The organism is Chloroflexota bacterium (assembly GCA_016235055.1).
In the GTDB taxonomy this organism is placed as follows: Bacteria; Chloroflexota; Anaerolineae; order JACRMK01; family JACRMK01; genus JACRMK01.
On sequence record JACRMK010000018.1, the window covers coordinates 1 to 17,003 of the forward strand.

Annotated in this window: 12 protein-coding genes; 6 read left to right on the forward strand and 6 right to left on the reverse strand. The window is 65.8% G+C overall.

The window, feature by feature from the left end; all coding sequences use genetic code 11:
* Positions 1–204 precede the first annotated feature (204 nt).
* The 3 genes from HZB53_04650 (at position 205) to HZB53_04660 (ending at position 4,776) form a co-directional block, all read left to right on the forward strand.
* Positions 205–873 carry a hypothetical protein gene (locus tag HZB53_04650; protein ID MBI5876920.1) on the forward strand — a complete coding sequence of 223 codons (669 nt, stop codon included), beginning with the start codon at positions 205–207 and terminating at the stop codon, positions 871–873.
* A complete protein-coding gene (locus HZB53_04655) occupies positions 870–1,547 on the forward strand; it encodes a hypothetical protein (GenBank protein ID MBI5876921.1) in 678 nt (225 codons plus the stop codon). Before HZB53_04650 ends, HZB53_04655 begins: the two co-directional genes overlap by 4 nt.
* An 85-nt stretch (positions 1,548–1,632) precedes the next feature.
* On the forward strand, positions 1,633–4,776 hold the full coding sequence (locus HZB53_04660) for a glycosyl hydrolase (protein MBI5876922.1): 3,144 nt from the start codon (positions 1,633–1,635) through the stop codon (positions 4,774–4,776).
* 88 nt (positions 4,777–4,864) lie between these two features.
* Here HZB53_04660 and HZB53_04665 read toward each other — a convergent pair whose 3' ends face one another.
* From HZB53_04665 to HZB53_04685, 5 genes are all read right to left on the reverse strand, one after another.
* Positions 4,865–5,455 (reverse strand): nucleotidyl transferase AbiEii/AbiGii toxin family protein, encoded by a 591-nt coding sequence (locus HZB53_04665; GenBank protein MBI5876923.1) that lies wholly within the window; start codon positions 5,453–5,455, stop codon positions 4,865–4,867.
* Between the two features lie 223 nt (positions 5,456–5,678).
* Positions 5,679–6,287, reverse strand: coding sequence for a pyridoxamine 5'-phosphate oxidase family protein (locus HZB53_04670; GenBank protein MBI5876924.1), 609 nt, complete (start codon positions 6,285–6,287; stop codon positions 5,679–5,681).
* A 60-nt stretch (positions 6,288–6,347) separates the two neighbouring features.
* On the reverse strand, positions 6,348–7,028 hold the full coding sequence (locus tag HZB53_04675; protein MBI5876925.1) for a glyoxalase/bleomycin resistance/dioxygenase family protein: 681 nt from the start codon (positions 7,026–7,028) through the stop codon (positions 6,348–6,350).
* Between the two features lie 183 nt (positions 7,029–7,211).
* Positions 7,212–7,952: an arylamine N-acetyltransferase gene (locus tag HZB53_04680; GenBank protein MBI5876926.1), complete on the reverse strand. Its 741-nt coding sequence runs from the start codon at positions 7,950–7,952 to the stop codon at positions 7,212–7,214.
* Positions 7,953–7,962: 10 nt separating this feature from the next.
* Positions 7,963–10,485, reverse strand: a complete 2,523-nt coding sequence (locus HZB53_04685; protein ID MBI5876927.1) for a PBP1A family penicillin-binding protein — start codon at positions 10,483–10,485, stop codon at positions 7,963–7,965.
* Between the two features lie 280 nt (positions 10,486–10,765).
* On the opposite strand from HZB53_04685, the gene HZB53_04690 reads away from it, so the two are divergent.
* The 3 genes from HZB53_04690 (at position 10,766) to HZB53_04700 (ending at position 15,096) form a co-directional block, all read left to right on the forward strand.
* Positions 10,766–10,906 carry a hypothetical protein gene (locus HZB53_04690; GenBank protein MBI5876928.1) on the forward strand — a complete coding sequence of 47 codons (141 nt, stop codon included), beginning with the start codon at positions 10,766–10,768 and terminating at the stop codon, positions 10,904–10,906.
* A gap of 409 nt (positions 10,907–11,315) precedes the next feature.
* Entirely contained in the window at positions 11,316–13,070 is a 1,755-nt protein-coding gene (locus HZB53_04695; GenBank protein MBI5876929.1) for a SpoIIE family protein phosphatase, read from the forward strand.
* A 46-nt stretch (positions 13,071–13,116) separates the two neighbouring features.
* Positions 13,117–15,096: a S9 family peptidase gene (locus tag HZB53_04700; GenBank protein ID MBI5876930.1), complete on the forward strand. Its 1,980-nt coding sequence runs from the start codon at positions 13,117–13,119 to the stop codon at positions 15,094–15,096.
* Between the two features lie 213 nt (positions 15,097–15,309).
* On the opposite strand, the gene HZB53_04705 is transcribed toward HZB53_04700, so the two are convergent.
* Positions 15,310–16,812 (reverse strand): LysM peptidoglycan-binding domain-containing protein, encoded by a 1,503-nt coding sequence (locus tag HZB53_04705; GenBank protein MBI5876931.1) that lies wholly within the window; start codon positions 16,810–16,812, stop codon positions 15,310–15,312.
* Between the last annotated feature and the right edge of the window lie 191 nt (positions 16,813–17,003).

Here is a 17,003-nt window from a genome sequence, read left to right on the forward strand (position 1 = left end):
CCAACAAAGTTGGGAGGGGGTCGGGGGGAGGGCAACGCCGCTTACTTGTCGAGCCAGCGTGCGTGACAAGCACCAGAGGGCCAAGTTCATAGCAAGCCGGCATTGGACAGTACGCGTCCAAAGCCAAATTGAGAATTGCTGACAATTGACTTTCCCCCTTGATTCACGGTATCATGCGCGTACCAATTCGCCCCTGGACACGCCATGCGCAGCGAAAAACCTCGATCCAGACGTTCCGATCTAATACTCGCAGTTGCCGTCGCCGTCGTCTCCATTGCGACGGCAATGGTCGCGTGGCGCGCCAGCGTCATCGGCTCTGCCGCCAGCGATGAAGGCCGCACCGGTCTGGTGGACGCCACGAAGTTGCAGGCCTATGCGAGCGAGGCGCGCCGTCTGCTCTTCCAGGAAGCCGAGTTTGCGTTTGCGCACGCCGGCTACGCTGCCGAGCTCCAGGCGATGGACGACAGTCGCGATCCGGCCCTGCGGGCACAGGCCGTGCAGCTGCGGCAGTTTGTCCTCCCGCAGTTAGCACAGTTGACGCCGCTGACGGGCGCCAAGTACCAGAAAGCCGACGGCGCCCCGGACTACGAAAAGCGCCTCGCCGAGCTGCGCGCAGAAACGCCGAGAATCGCGCAACTGAAACCGCAGGAAGCATTTGCGCGCGCCGACAGCCTGTATGCGCAGCAACGCGGACTGGTGTGGTCGGCGGTACTGATGGCGATCAGCCTCTTCTGCCTGGCGCTGTCTCAGTTGACGGACGGGCGGCGGCGGCGCATCGCCGGGCTGGTGCTGGCGGTGCTCTTCTTCGGTTCCGGCCTGCTCGGCACCGTGGTGGCCAGCACGCTATTGCGGGTAGTGGCAAGCCGGCCATGAGCAACAGCACACCGCGCACTGACCGCACGAAACGGGTCATCACGTTCATGGCTCTGCTGGCGGCCGTCATCATAGCCATCGTGGCCGCTCTGCAGAACGGCGCCAATGTCACGGCCTCTATCGCCGGCCGCAATGCGCAGATGCTGACGCTGGAGGTCACGGACGAGTTTGAAAAGCTCGGCCTGCAAGCCAATTTTGAGATGACCGTGGTCGCGCAGGGCTTCAAAGACCTGCAGGAAGCGCAGGTGCTCCGCCTGACCGCGCTCGACCTCGACACGCGCGGGAACAACGCTGAAGCCGCAGCAGCGCGGGCACGCTCCGAGGTCCTGCTGGCGCGCGTCCAGCGCGAAAAGCCGTTCTCGTCCATGTTCCGGGACGCCAAGTACAATCCCACGGCGGCCGATAGGCTGCCGGAAATCCAACAATACGTTAACGAACTGCAGTTTACGCGCACGAAGCTGGTCGACCGGCTCGAAGTGGCCAATCGCCGGTATGCGCTGGCCAGTCTGCGGGCCGACGGCTACACCTTCTGGCTGACCGTTCTGGCCGTGTCGTTGTTTCTGCTGGGGTTGGCGCAGGCGCTTGAAGGCAGTGTCCGCCTGCCCTTCGCCGCCATGGGCGCGGTAGCGCTGGCGGCGGGGACCGTTGGCGCGCTCATGATTCTCCTCGCGTGACCCAAGTCTAATCGTCGTTACTAACCATCATCCCGCGGCGCCAGAGTGCAGCGCGGGCAAAATCCATAGGAGGAGCATACCCACGATGACAGTAGATCCCAAGCTGTTCAAAGGCCTGCAGTGGCGACTCGTCGGCCCGCATCGCGGCGGCCGCGTGGTCGCCGTGCACGGCGACCCCAAAGACCCGATGACGTTCTATTTTGGAGGCTGCGCCGGCGGCGTCTGGAAAACGTATGACGGCGGCCAGTACTGGGAGAACATCTCGGACGGCTTCTTCAAGACCTCTGCGATCGGTGCCATCGCGGTCTCCGCGTCCGACCCGAACGTGATCTACGTCGGCACGGGCGAAACGGCGATTCGCGGCAACGTGTCGCACGGCGACGGCGTGTACAAGTCGACCGACGCCGGCAAGACGTGGACCAATGTCGGCCTCAAGGACACGCGCCACATCGCCAGCGTCCAGATTCACCCGACGAACCCCGATCTGGTGTACGTGGCCGCGCTGGGACACACCTGGGGCCCGAACAAGGAGCGCGGCGTCTACCGCTCGAAGGACAGCGGCCGGACGTGGGAGCAGGTACTGTTCCGCAGCGAGAAGGCCGGCGCCATCGACCTCTCCCTGGACCCGAACAACCCGCGCATGCTGTATGCGGCGGTCTGGGAAGCGCAGCGCTACCCGTACAAGCTCAACAGCGGCGGCCCCGACTCGTCGCTCTACAAATCGTCCGACGGCGGCGACACCTGGACGGAGATCACGCGCAACCCCGGCCTGCCGAAGGGCGTGCTCGGCAAGATGGGCATCGTGGCGTCGGGCGCGCAGAGCGGCCGCGTCTACGCCATCATCGAAGCCGAAGACGGCGCCCTGTTCCGCTCCGACGACGGCGGCGCGACGTGGAAGCGCATGAGCGAGGAGCCCGGCCTGCGCGGCCGGCCCTGGTACTACATGCACATCTACGCCGACCCGCAGGATGCCGACGTCTGCTACGTCCTCGACTACTCGATGTGGAAGACGATCGACGGCGGCGCGACGTTCTCCGAAATCCCGACCCCGCACGGCGACAACCACGACCTGTGGATCGACCCGCACAACCCGCGCCGCATGGCGCAGGGCAACGACGGTGGCGCGTGCATTTCGTTCAACGGCGGCGACTCGTGGTCGTCAATTTACAACCAGCCGACCGCGCAGTTGTACCACGTCATCACCGACAATGCGTACCCGTATCGCCTGTACGCCTCGCAGCAGGACAACACGGCGATCAGCCTGCCGAGCGCATCCGGGCGCGGCGTGCTGACGACGCTGCACTGGGAAGAGTGCGGCGGCGGCGAGAGCGGCTACATTGCGATCAAGCCGTCCAATCCGAACATCATCATCGGCGGCGGCATCGGCAGCGGCGCGGGCGCCGGGCGCTTGATCCATTGGGATCGCGCGCTCGATCAGGAGAAGGTCATCAGCGTCTGGCCGGAGAACCACGGCATGGGCTACGGCGCCATCGCGCACAAGTACCGCTTCCAGTGGACGTTTCCGGTCTACTACTCGCGTTGGGAAAAGGACGCGCTGTACATTGCGGGCAATCACATCTTCAAGTCGACCGACGATGGCCAGTCGTGGACGGTCATGAGCCCCGATTTGTCGCGCAACGATCCGAGCCGGCTCCAGCCGTCGGGCGGCCCGATCACCAACGACAACACCGGCGCCGAGACGTATTGCATCATCTTCGCGCTGGCCGAGTCGCACAAAGAAGCCGGCGTCGTCTGGGCCGGCACCGACGACGGCCTGGTCTACATCACCCGCGACGGCATGAAGTCGTGGCGGAACATTACGCCGAAGGGCCTGCCCGAGTGGGCGCTGATCAGCATTCTGGAGCCGTCGCCGCACGACGCGGGCACGTGCTATATGGCGGCGACGCGTTACAAGTCGGACGATCTGAAGCCCTACCTGTTCAAGACAACCGACTACGGCGCAAACTGGACGCCGATCACCGACGGCATCCCAGCCGATGAGTTTACGCGTACAATCCGCGCCGACCCGACCTGCCGCGGACTGCTGGTCGCCGGCAGCGAGACGAGCGTCTACGTCTCCTTAGACGACGGCGCCAACTGGCAGAAGTTCGAGACGAACCTGCCGGTCGCGCCGATCCACGACCTCTGGTTCCACGGCACCGACCTGATCGCCGCGACGCACGGCCGCTCGCTCTGGATTCTCGACGACGTGACGCCGCTGCACCAGATGGCCGCCGCAACGCAGGGCGCATACCTCTTTAAGCCGCGCACAACCGTGCGCTTCCGCCAGTACAAAGGCTACGGCAGCAAACCAGGCCCGGCGATGACGTATCGCATGGCCGGCCCGCTGGTATACGCGTTCAAGGTCGTGGAGAAGACGCCCGGCGGCGACAAGATCGAGAAGCCGATCGACGCAGGCGAGAACCCGCCGGAAGGTGTGATTGTGCAGTACGCGCTGCAAGAGAAGCCGGAGGGCGACATCGGCCTGCGCATCCTCGACGCGCAAGGCAACCTGATCCGCGAGTTCACGAGCAAGGAAGCGACCGAAGAGCAGAAGAAGGCCGGCGACAGCGACCCGCGCATCACGAAGGATGCAGGCGCCAACCGCTTCGTCTGGAACATGCGCTACCCGGATGCCCGCAAGCTGCTGGATAGCAAGGGCCGTGGCGGCACCGACCAACTCGTCGCCGGGCCGATGGTCCCGCCCGGCGCATACCAGGCGCAGCTCGTCGCCGGCGGGCAGACATACACGCAGTCGTTCGAGATCGTCAAGGATCCGCGCGTGCAGGCGACCCAGGCCGACTTCGACGCGCAGTTTGGCCTCGCGGTGAAGGTCAACCGCAAGGTCAATGAGACGCACGAAGCGATCATCCGCCTGCGCGATCTGCGCGACCAGGTGGACGGCGTCGCCAAGCACGCCAGCGCCGGGGCCGTGAAAGACGCAGCGCAGAAGGCGCGCGACGCGCTGACGGCGGTCGAGAGCGAACTGGTGCAGGTCAAGGCGGAAGACCCGCGTCAGTTCCCAACCAAGCTGAACGCCAAGGTGGCGATCATCAACTCGTTTGTCGAAAGCCATGACGGCGCGCCGCCGAAGCAGTTGTTCGAGCTATACGAGGACCACGCGGCGAAGATCGACGCGCAGTTGAAGAAACTGCAGGAAGTCATCGCCGGCGAGGTGGCCGCCTTCAACAAGGCGTGCAAGGACGCCGGGGTCGCGGCGGCGGCCTAGTCGCGCCACGCGTTACTCAGCGCAAAAAGACAGGCTCGGCGGGTAGTCCGCCGAGCCTGTGTACTTGTGTGCGAGACGCTGCGTTGTCTCAAAATTCGTCATCATCCCGTGGGGCAACAACCTCCTGACTTGCCAATTGTCTCCACGTTTCAATGACTTCGGGAGAGGCTCCAAGCACGCCGAGACGCTCCGCCACCTGTTCCGGGTTGCTTTTCAATTCTGGGAAGCGCAACAGGAGCAGAGCCATATCGCGCCAGTCGGTGCCCGACTTCGGCTGACCGCGGCGATGGTGATACGCCATGACTTTGGTCGCCACTAAGTCCGCCGGGGCGATGACCAGCACGTCGGCCATGCGCTCAGTGCGCGGCAGTTGGCCCACGGACCGCACATCTACCAAGTGGCGGTTGCCTTCTTTGCGTACCTGAAAAACCCGATAGCCGCGTCCGTCGCCGATCTCGCGCACGCGCATGGCGACATGAAAGCGCTCGGCCAGATAATTTCGCAAGTCGTCGGCAAGCCCGGCGGCACGTGTGGACATCAGGTCGATGTCTTGCGACATGCGCGGCTCTTCCACGTACGCGTTTACCGCCTGTGCGCCAAACACCACGGCGTCGTCGCGCCCGCGCAGAAAATCCAGCACCGCATCCTGAATGCTCGACAGCGGCAACGGTTCACGCATTGTGAACTCCCGAAGAGTCAACGTGCCTGCATTCACAGAACCCTCGCTTCCAGGCCATCACCTAGCCTTACCAAAATGATACACCACTCCCGTATGACCGGCAAGCGCGTGGCGCGTGGATCGCTGGTCAAAGCCGCGCGGGGTAGCCGTCACCCTGCAGGGAAGTCTTGCCCGCCAAGGCGGCAAACGAGTTTCCCAACGATGGTTCGATCACCGGCGCGGCCTAGCTCTCCGCGCTGTGGCCGATCGGCGCCTTGGAGAAGTCCCAGGTGCGCATGCGGCGCGGCACGATCTTGACGAACACGCGGCCGATGTTGTCCTTGTAGAGCTGGCTCTCCTCGATGCCCTCCTGCGCGTACAGGCCGCGGAACCCTTCGCGCGTCAGCCCGATCGCGCCGTCGCGCTCAGTCAGGCCGTAGCGGTTTGTGATGAACCCGATCGCTTGCTCGGGCAGATATTCGCCCGCGTACGGTCCGGCCTCGATGCGCACTTTCTGCCCCGAGCCGGCCTCGGTCAACTCAGCGTCACCCACGACCAGCACCGCCTTCGCGAAGTTGGTGCGCATGCCCATCAGCGGCCGCTCGTCCATGTCGATCACGACGGACGCCTTCGGGTTGCGCGCCAGGTTCTTCAGCGACTGGCGCGACTTCGCAATATTGAAATAGAGGCACTTGCCGTCCCACAGGTACCAGAGCGGCGTCACCGCCGGATAGCCGTCGCGCCCGATGGTCGCCATGCGCGCGACCCAGCGACCCGACAGGAAATCGTTGGTTTCTTCCTCGCTCATCGAGACTTCCGGGTGCCAGGCCAGCACCCCCGTGAACTTGCTCATCGCTCCTCCTCCCTGAATTGGAAATCCGCGTTCAACAATGCCGACACCTGCCATGCACAGCTACATGGCCCGCGCCTCGAAGCGCCCATCGGCGACCTCGACGGCGTAGCGCTGTCCGTTCACTTCGACTTCGGCTCGCAGCGGGTACGGTTCGGCCCGGCGATCCTGGCTGTTGAACCAGACGCGCCCGCGTTTCACGACGATGAACAGCCCGTACTCGTCGCCGATCGGCGCAAACGTATCGCTCGCCTCGCGGTACGGCCTCGCGCCGGTCTGCCGCTCGATCGCAACGATGGCTTCATGCACGTCCGCGAACGCCATGCCGATCTCGCTGATGCAGGCGAGGTGCCCCGGCCCGAACGGCCCCGGCGCATCGAACGGCAGGTCATGGCGCGCGATCAACTCCAGGCTGTTCCGGGCCGGGTCGCTGAAATAGGTGGCGTGCGCGTTCCAGCTTTCAAAGTGGAACGTTTCGCGACCGTCGGCATCGGCAACGAGCGGTACACGCGCTCGCAGCCAGTCCTGCGCCTCGGTGAAGCGGTGCGGCGGAATGTTAAACGCGAAGTGATAGTTCGCGCTCGGGTCGCTTTGCGCACGCTCGAACTCCAATCGCGTCGCGCCAGCGTGCACGATCAGTTGGCCGTCCGCCGACATCTCCGCTGGAAGACCGAGTGTGCCGGCATAGAACGAGTGCAGCGAATCGGGCGCGGTCGTCCACAAATGTAGTCGTCGGATGTGCATCGCCCCCTCCTCGTGAACATGGTAACCTGAGCGTCGGCGGAAATCGATACGACAGTCGCAGTATACGTCAGATTCTCTCGGTGGCCCGAAGCTTCATGTTGGGGTGATGATGTAGCATTTCCGCGCGTGCGTCGCTCGCACACAGGCGGTTCCATGATATCCGAGGCACGCGCAAAGTCGATTTCATCCCGCAATCCCAAACTGTGTCCACAGCACGTCGGACACCTCCGTCTCCGACGACAGTTCCCTCTCCGTACGCTGCCCGCCGGCGGTCACGATCAGCCGCCGGCCACTGAGTGTCACCCGTCCATCGGGCGCGGCCAGCGAGCAAACGAGGCTGCGTGTGAACGACGACAGCGGCGACGTCTGATGATAATGGCTGCCGCTCTCGAAATCGGCGAGGCTGGCGCGCGGCGCCAGCGCAAATGTGTACTGCGTATGCCCAGCCTGCCATAGCACGCGCTCATCGCCACCCAGCGTCACCCGGTAGGTCACACCACCGCGAATCTGGTCGCCATGCTCAACGAGCCGCAGCGGTTCCTGGAACGAATCACCGAAGCCGACATCGGCCAGCCACAACTCGTCAAGATGCACTGCCAGCGTCAGGTGGTCAAACGGAATACCCCAGCCGCCCTCCGCCGTCGCCACACGCGCGCTCAACAGCGACACCTCGAACCCGATGGCGCGCAGCATCGCCGCGAACAGGCCGTTCTGCTCGTAGCAGAAGCCGCCGCGCCGCCGGCGCACAAGCTTATCGAACAGCCGCGCCTCGTCCAGCACAATCGGACGCCCGGCCATGATGTCGAGGTTCTCGAACGGCACCACCCGCATGTGCGCGCGATGGATGCCATTCAGCGTTGTCAGATCGGCCGCGACCTGACCGCGGTAGCCGATCCGTGTCAGGTATGCGTCAACGTCAAGCATGATCCCTCGCCTACCGCGACTCGGCGACGCCGCGCACGCTGAACGTCAGCACCGCGCTCGCCACGGCGTTGCCGGCCACGTCGGTGCCGATCGCCTGCGCCGTGTGCTCGCCGGCGGCAAGTTGCCAGAGTACGCGGTACGGCGGCGCGGCGAACTGCCCGACCGCCTGCCCGTCGACCAGCAGCGTCACCGCGCGCAGCGATGCGCCTCCGCTGCGCGCCGCGATCTCGATCTGCTGGGCCGCCGGCGGCAGTTGCGAGGTCAGCGCAAAGGTCGCGTGAGGCGCCGGACTAACCATCACCAACGCGTCCGCATCGGCGGGCGCACCGCCTGCCAGCGGCGCATCGCAGGTCGCCCCCGGCAACTGCGCGATGCCCTGCTCGCGGCCCCAATCGCGCGCCTCGGGCGGCAGTACGCGAAACACGCGCGACACGCGCTCGCCCCGGCAGCCCGCGCTCCAGAGCATGCCGCTCACGGAGTCCACGTCGGCGCGCACGTAGGAGTCGTCGGCGCGCAACGGCTCACTGCCCGATACAAACCACTCGCTGTGCCGTCGTTGGCACAGGTCGGTCGCCAGCAGACCCGAGGTGTCGCAGATTTCGGCGCTGATAACCGCCGGCGGCCGCTCGAACTCGCGCGCTGGCAGTCCGGCAAGCGCTATCTCCATGAAGTCGTGCCAGATCGGCCCCGCACCCGTAATGCCACTGACCTGGTACATTGGCCGGTTGTCGGCGTTGCCGACCCAGACGCCGGTCACCAGATCGGGTGTGTAGCCGACCGTCCAGTTGTCGCGGAAGTCGGAGGTGGTGCCGGTCTTGGCGGCGGCGGGCCGGCTGAGATGCAGCACACTGTCTTCACCGAACGCCGGTATGCGCGCCGCGTCGTCGGACAGAATGCTCGTGATTAAGTACGCGACCTGCGGGCTGATAGCTTGCGCGCCGATGCCGTTCCGATCCGGCCCGGTCGTTCCGGCTTCACCCGCGGCCGTCACCGAGCGGATCGCCACCGGCGTGACACGCCGGCCAGCATTCGCGAACGCGGCGTATGCGCCGGTCAACTCCAACAGGCTCACTTCGCCGCCGCCGAGCGCCAGCGACAGCCCAAAGCGCGTGCTGTTGTCGTACGTCGTGATGCCGAGCGCCTTCGCCGTCTCCAGCGTGGCATCGATGCCGACGTGGTCGAGCACCTTGACGGCAACCATGTTCGAGGAGGTCGCCAGCGCCGCGCGCAGGGAGATCGGCCCATGCCAGGTCGTGTCATAGTTCTGCGGCTGGTACGGGTCTCCCTCCCGCGTCGTGAACGCCGTCGGCACATCGGAGAGCACCGTCGCGGGCGTGTAGTCGCGCATAAACGCCGTCGCGTAGATGATCGGCTTGATCGCCGAGCCGGGCTGGCGGTTGGACAGCGCAACATCCACTGCGCCATCGATCGAGGCATCGTAGTAGTCGGCGCTGCCGACCAGCGCGCGGATCTCACCGGTGCGCGGATCGAGCGCGACCAGCGCGGCGTTGCCGACACGATAATTCGGCTCGCCGTTTTCGCGCGTGCGCCGCTTCAGGTCGTCCAGCCGCGCGCGCACCGCGGCCTCGGCGCGCTCCTGCAGGTCGAGGTCGAGCGTTGTCGTGACGCGCAGGCCGCCACCGTTGACACGCTCCGCGCCGTACTGCGCCTCCAACAGGTTGCGCACATAGGCGACGAAGTGCGGCGCGCGCAAGATCGCCGCGCCGTCGGCCTGCCCGACCGTCGCATAGTGCGGCGGCTCGGCCTGCGCATCTGCCGCCTGCTGGTCGCTGATCACGCTGCTCTTGACCATCAACCCGAGCACCACGCGCTGCCGCTCGCGGGCCGCCGCCGGGTTCACCAGCGGGTTGGTCGCCGACGGCGACTGGATCAGCCCGGCCAGCATGGCCGACTCGGCCAGGTCGAGCTCGTGAACACCTTTGCCGAAGTACGTTCGCGCCGCCGCCTCCGCGCCGTACGCCAGTTGCCCGAAATACACCTCGTTGAGGTACATTTCGAGCACGGTGTCCTTCGAGTACGCCTGCGTCAACCGCACGGCGAGGATCATCTCGCGCAGCTTGCGCGTCACGGTGCGCGATTCGCGCTCGGCCGGCGTGAACGCCAGCATGCGCGACAGTTGCTGCGTGATCGTACTGCCGCCGGAGACGATCTGCTCGGCCTGGATCGCCTGCACGATCGCGCGCACCACACCGGCCGCGTCGATGCCCGGATGCGAATAGTAGTTGGCGTCCTCGACGGCCATCACGGCCTGCCGGAACTGCAGCGGCATATCGGCCAGCCGCAGACGCGTGCGGCGGCCCGCGCGCGGGTCGAGCACCTCGTACAGCAGGCGGCCCTGGCGATCGTATATCTTGGTCGTGTCCGGCGCGGCGCGCACGATCAGCGCCTCCGGCGACGGCAAATCCGCGGCCAGCGCCGCATACGCCCACACGGCGAATGCCAGCGTGATCAACCCAAGCAGCGCCAGTGCGCGGAAACGCCGATGCGACCATCCAATGCGCGTTCGGCTCATAGCGAAGTGATTATACCCCGGCGAGAACATGCTGCGGACAGACGCACTGCACAGCCATTTCATGCTCTATAGACGGTGCGCGCCGAATATATGTTCAATCGCGCCTTGTGAAGTTCAGGGACCGACGGTTCGTGACTATCTGTCCGTCGCGTCACACACGAACACTCAACCGTAAAGATCGTCGCTCCCGCAAAAGCAGGAGCCTGAATCCAATACCGTTTCGACTTGAGAATGTCCCACTGGCCTGTCATGCTGAGCGCGAAGGTCAGACGATGGGCCCATGATTGGCTTCGCGCGCGAAGCACCTCAAATGCTGCAAATCAAGATGCTTCGCGCGCGCAGCGAGTTGGCTGACAGCGACCTTGCCTGCGCGCTCAGCATGACAGGCTGCAAGGGACACGATCAATCCGAAAAGGTATAACGCCTTTGGATGCCCGCATTTGCAGGCACAACGTGCGGGTCAACCATAGTGTACCCTTTTCCGTCGCGATGCATGACGACGCATCGCGACCATAGACCTTTTCGGTAGCGGCGCGACCGAGTGGCTCGCAGCCGCCGATAGCCTGACCACATGGCCGTTCAATTGTTGTCGTGTATGATGAAAAGCCGACGAAGCGGGCGCTGAGCTTGCCGCACCGCCCCGCGCAGACGGGGTCGAAGCGCGCGCAATTTCCTGCCCTCCGACAGGCTCAGGGCACGGCCCACGCGCTGTCAAGCGACTTGTGAATCGCCCTCGACCGGTCCACCTCTGACTTCAAGACTCCCCGCGCCCATGCTATAATCGCCGCTGTGTCCACCCACCGAACCCATTTCACCCGAACGATAGACCGATGAGTAACCCCGCTGGCGAGCCTAGCCCCTACGCGCTGATCTATCGCGTCTCGCAGATTCTCAGCCTGACGCCCGATCCCGACGCCGTGCTGGAACGCGTCATGGACGAGGTCATCGCCGCCACGCGCGCCGAGCGCGGGTTCCTGATCCTGCGCGACGATACCGGCCGCGCGACCTTCCATGCCGCGCGCGGGCTCGATCATCGCACGATCGAGTCGCCAGAGTTCCAGGTCTCGCGCACGATTCTGAACGGCGTGCTGGACACGGGCGCGCCGCGACTGACCGCCGACGCGCAGGGCGACGGCGCGACCGCAGCCAGCGACAGCGCGTCGAAGCTGCACCTGCGGTCGGTGCTGTGCGCGCCGCTGCAAAGCGGCGGACGCACGGTCGGCGCCATCTACGTCGACAACCGCCTCAAGTCCGGCGCGTTCGGCCCGCAGGACCTCGACCTGCTCGGCGCGCTGGCGCACCAGGCCGCCATCGCCCTCGACAACGCGCGCATGTTCCGCGACGTCAACACGCGCCTGCAATCGCTCCGCCTGATTCACGACATCAACGCCGATCTGACCTCCACGCTGAACCTCAATCGCGTGCTGATCGCGTCACTGGAGCGCATCCAGCAGGTGCTGGGCACCGAGGCCGGCTCGATCTTGATGCTTGAGGGCGACGAACTGGTGTTCAAAGTCGCGGTCGGCGAGGCGTCCGACCGGCTCAATCCGTTCCGCATTCCCAAAGGGCACGGGCTCGCCGGCTGGGTCGTGGAGAACGCGCGCGGCGTCGTTATCAACGACGTTCAGCACGACCCGCGCTTCTATTCCAACGTGGATGCCGGCACCGGCTTCATCACGCGCGAGTTGATGGCCGCGCCGCTGATCATGAACGGACGCGTCACCGGCGTGGTCGAGGTGTTCAACAAGCCGGGCGGCTTCAGCGACGCCGATCTCGACCTGCTGTCGACTATCGGGTCGAGCGCGGCGATCGCCATCGAGAACGCGCGCCTGTACGAGGTCGCGGTCGAGAAAGGCCGGTTAGAGCGCGAATTGCAGGTGGCGCACGAGGTGCAGGCCAACCTGATCCCGCGCGAGACGCCGCGCGTGCCCGGCTGGTCGTTCGCCGCGCAGTGGCAGTCTGCGCTGGAAATGAGCGGCGACTACTACGACTTCGTCTCGGACGATCCGGCGCGCGTAGGCGTCGTGCTCGGCGACGTGGCCGACAAAGGCATGGCCGCCGCGCTGTTCATGGCGTTGACGCGCTCGACTATGCGCGCCAGCGCGGCCGGCTCGGCCTCGCCGGCGCTGGCGTTGGCGCGCACCAACCGGCTGGTCGCCGCCGATTCCGCCAACGGCATGTTCGTCACGCTCTGCTACGCGCAGATCGAGCCGGCCTCCGGCGCCCTGCGCATCGCCAATGCCGGGCACCCCGCGCCGATCCTGTACCGCGCCGCCAGCGGCGACGTGGTGGAGCTGACCCGGCACGGCATCGCGCTCGGCGTCATCGACGATGCCGAGTACGTCGAGGAATCCGCCACCATGCAGAGCGGCGACATCCTGCTGATTTACACCGACGGCGTGACCGACGCGCTCAACGCGCGCGGCGAGGATTTCGGGCACGACCGCCTGCTGGAAACCGTGCGTGACTTCTGCCGCCGCACACCCGCCGACCTGCACGCAAAGCTGAGCAGCACCCTGAAGCAGTTCGTGGGCGCCACGCCGCCCGCCGACGATATGACCTTCGTCATCGTACGGCGCGATTAGGCGCGCCGACGCTCAAATCCAGTTTCACGAAAGGCACCCGCGACCGATGAGCACTCCCAGACCAATAGCCGTTGATGATCTGTATCGTATCAAGACCGCCGGCGACGTGCAGCTCTCGCCCGACGGCGCGCGCATCGCCTATGTGCTGACGCGCATTGACGCCGAGGCCGACGGGTACCGCTCCAACATCTGGATCGTCCCGGCGGCGGGCGGCGCTCCCGCGCAGTTCACATCTGGCAGCAAGAGCGACAGCGCGCCGCGCTGGTCGCCGGATGGACGCTGGCTGGCATTCCTGTCCGACCGCGAAGGCGACAAGGCGCAGTTGTACGTCATGCCCGCCGACGGCGGTGAGTCCCGCAAGCTGACCAGCCTGCCCGGCGGCGCAGGCGCGGCCGTCTGGTCGCCCGATGGCTCGCGCATCCTGTTCGCGGCCCGCGCCTACACGGAGACGCCACCCACCGACGAGAAAGCGAAGGCGCTCTGGGCGCAGCGCCCGAAAGTGATCAATCACGCGCACTACAAGGACGACGGCCAGGGCTACACCTATGACGCCGTGACGCAGTTGTTCGTCGTGCCGGCGGCCGGCGGCGAGGCCAGGGCGCTGACGGCCACGGCGCGCGACAACCGCGCGCCCGCCTGGTCGCCCGACGGCACGCAGATCGCTTTTGCGCGTATGCGTGACAGCGCCGGCGCCTACAACCTGACCGATATCTGGCTGCTGGACGCCGACGGCGGCAACGCGCGCCGGCTGACCGAGACGGTTGGCCGCGCGACATCGCCGACGTGGTCGCCCGATAGCGCGCTGATCGCGTGTTACGGCAACGCGCGGAGCGAGAACGGCCTGGGCGACCCGGTCGTGCATGTCTGGATCGCTCCGGTCGCGGACGGCGCACCGCGCATGTTGACCGCCGCGCTCGACCGCGGCGCAATGCTGGTGGCGCCCCCGGCGGCGACCCCCGGCCCGATCTGGTCCGCCGACGGCAAGAACGTCACCGCGCTGATCGCCGACGCGGGCAACGTGCATGCGCTGCGGATCACGGTCGCCGACAGTGCCATCACGCGCGTCGTGAGCGGCGAGCGTTGGCTGTTGAGCGCGAGCGGCAGCGACAAGGCCGGCCGCATCGCGTTCATCGCGACGACATCGGTGAACCCGGCTGACGTGTATGTCTGCGACTGGAATGGCGGCAATGAAAAGTGTCTGACGAGCATTAACGCCGATGTGCTGGCCGGGCTGGCCATACCGCGCATCGAGCGCCGCGTCTTCGCCAACCCGAACGGCGGCACGCTGGACGGCTGGCTGGTGCATCCGCTGAACGCCGACGGACCCGCTCCCCTGCTGGTGGATATTCACGGCGGGCCGCACTCGTTCCACGGCAACAACTTCATGTCGGGCTACTTCTACCGCTACGCGCTGGCCGGACGCGGCTGGGCCGTGCTGCTGCTGAACCCGACCGGCTCCGGCTCGTACGGCACGGCGTTCGCGCACAACATCCGCGCGCGCTGGGGCGAGTACGACCTGCCGGAGCAACTGGCGGCCGCCGACGCGCTGGTGGCCGCCGGCATTGCCGACGCCAACCGGATGGCCGTCACGGGCTACTCGTACGGCGGCTTCATGACCTCGTGGACGGTCGGGCACACCAACCGCTTCAAGGCGGCAATCATCGGCGCGCCGGTCGTGAACCTGGAGTCGTTCCATGGCACATCGGATATCGGCCCGTGGTTCGCCGATTGGGAGATGAACGCGCGCCTGTTCAACGACCGCGAATTGTTCCGTAAGGAGTCGCCGATCACCTGTGTCGACCAGGTGCAGACGCCGTGCCTGATCCTGCACGGCGAGGGCGACGACCGCTGCCCGGTCAGCCAGGGCGAAGAGTTCTACGTCGGCCTGATCGCAGCGGGCAAGGTGGAGACGCAGTTCGTGCGCTATCCTGGCGGCAGCCACCTGTTCATCATCACCGGGCGGCCGAGTCATCGGGTGGACTACGGCCGCCGCGTGATCGACTGGCTCGCACGCTTCATCAAGTAGCGCGCCCCGAACGCCACCGCAGAGTCACAGAGGCACAGAGAGCAGTACTCTTTGTGCCTCTGTCATTGATCTCGGTTACGGGTATCGGGGATCAGGTTTCGGGTGTCGAGCATCCGGATTGGAGCTTGGGAATTGGGTTTTGGACGTTGGGGTTTGGGGTTTGGGGTTTGGGATTTGGGATTTGGGATTTGGAAGTTGGAAGTTGGGATTTACTTATGGGCTCTGATTGATCAGCGCCTGAATCTCCGGCCCCAGCTCCCCGCGCAGCGCATTCAGCCGATCGACGTGGCCATTGATCGCTGGGCGCGTCACGTCGCCGCGTGTCATGGAGCCGTCATACTCGCTGGCGCCGCCCTTGAACTGCCAGCCGCCCAGGTTGAACGGCACGCTGCCGCCCACCGGCAGCCACTGGCCGTTGTACATGCGCGCTACGTGCATGTGCGTCGCCTGCGAGTAGCCGCCTTCGCACGACGGGTGCCCGATGCGGTCGCCCATGAACAGATAGGTCCCGACCGGCGCACGCTGGCGGCTGGCGACGTGCATATACATCAGCGTCCAGCCCTTGCCCTGAAAATCACTGCCGTCCAGGTTTAGCATTACGCGGCCATGCTCGACCTGCGCGATGCGGCCGCCCGCCGCCGCGACTTCCCATTCCGCCGACACGGCGCAGCCGCCCGGCCCGCCGCTTGGCGCGAAATCCACCGCGCCCCACGAACTGCCGTCGGCCCACGCCCCGTGTGCTCCGCCGGTGTAATACCAGACCCGCCCGTCCTCAAACGGCATGCGCAGCAGCGGCTGCTTGAGGTCGACCGGCGCCAGCGGGGTGATCGCGGTCGCAAACGGATCGCCGAAGAAACGCTGGTACGTCGCGCTGAATGTGTCGAGCTGCGACAGCCAGTCGCCGTATGAGGTGGTGCGCGCCAGCATGTTCTGCACGGCCGCCGTGCCGGGATTCACGCCCGCGGCGAAGCGCACGTAGCCGCCATCTTCAAGTTGCATCGCCGACAGGCGTCCCTGCAACTTTCCATAGTAGCCGGCGTTCATATAGTTGGCCGCATACCACATCTGGTAATACAGCCCCTTATGCTTCGTATCGGTGACGTCCATCGGGTAGTCGCGCTGGCGGGCGGTGGACGGGCTGCCGGTCACCCAGCCACCGTGCATTTCTAGCACTACCAACAGGGCGCGCGGCCCGACGCTGAAGCGCTCCGCAACGATCTGCACGATCTGCGCGCCCGTCATCGTCTCGCCCTCGACCTTTTCGCTGTAGGTCGCCAGATAGCCGCCGTAGCGCCGGGCAAACGCGGCAATATCGAAGTCGATGAACGCGGGGCTGTAAACCGCTTCACTGTCGGGGAGTAATGCGCTGGAGGGACCTTCGCGGCCCGGCACCACGGCGGGAGCCGGTGCGGGCGGATTGGAGCCGCCGGCCGGTATGCGCAGCGTCTGCCCGATACGAATTGCATCGGCGTTGCGCAGGCCGTTCAAGGCGATCAGCGTAGCGGTGCTGACGCCGTAGCGCGCGGCGATACCGCTGAGGGTATCGCCTTGCTTTACTGTGTAGGTAATGTAGCCACCCTGCGCCAGCGGCGTCTCGGAGCCGCCGCCGCGAAAACCGGCGGACAGATCGAACGCCGGCGAGGCGACATCGGGCATTGCCAGGGTGGTGATGAACAGGCCAAAGGCCAAACAGCGCCACAATGCGCGTTTGAGCATGATCAGATTATAGATATATACGCCCCTGGGCGCAAGGCGTGACCGGGCGATTCAGCAATTCTCAATTTGGCTTTGTACGGGTACTTTCCAATGCGGCTTGCGATGCGCTGGCCCTCAGGCGCTTGTCACGCAAGCTGGCCCGCCGAAAAAGTGGCGCTGCCCTCCCCCCGACCCCCTCCCAACTCCGTTGG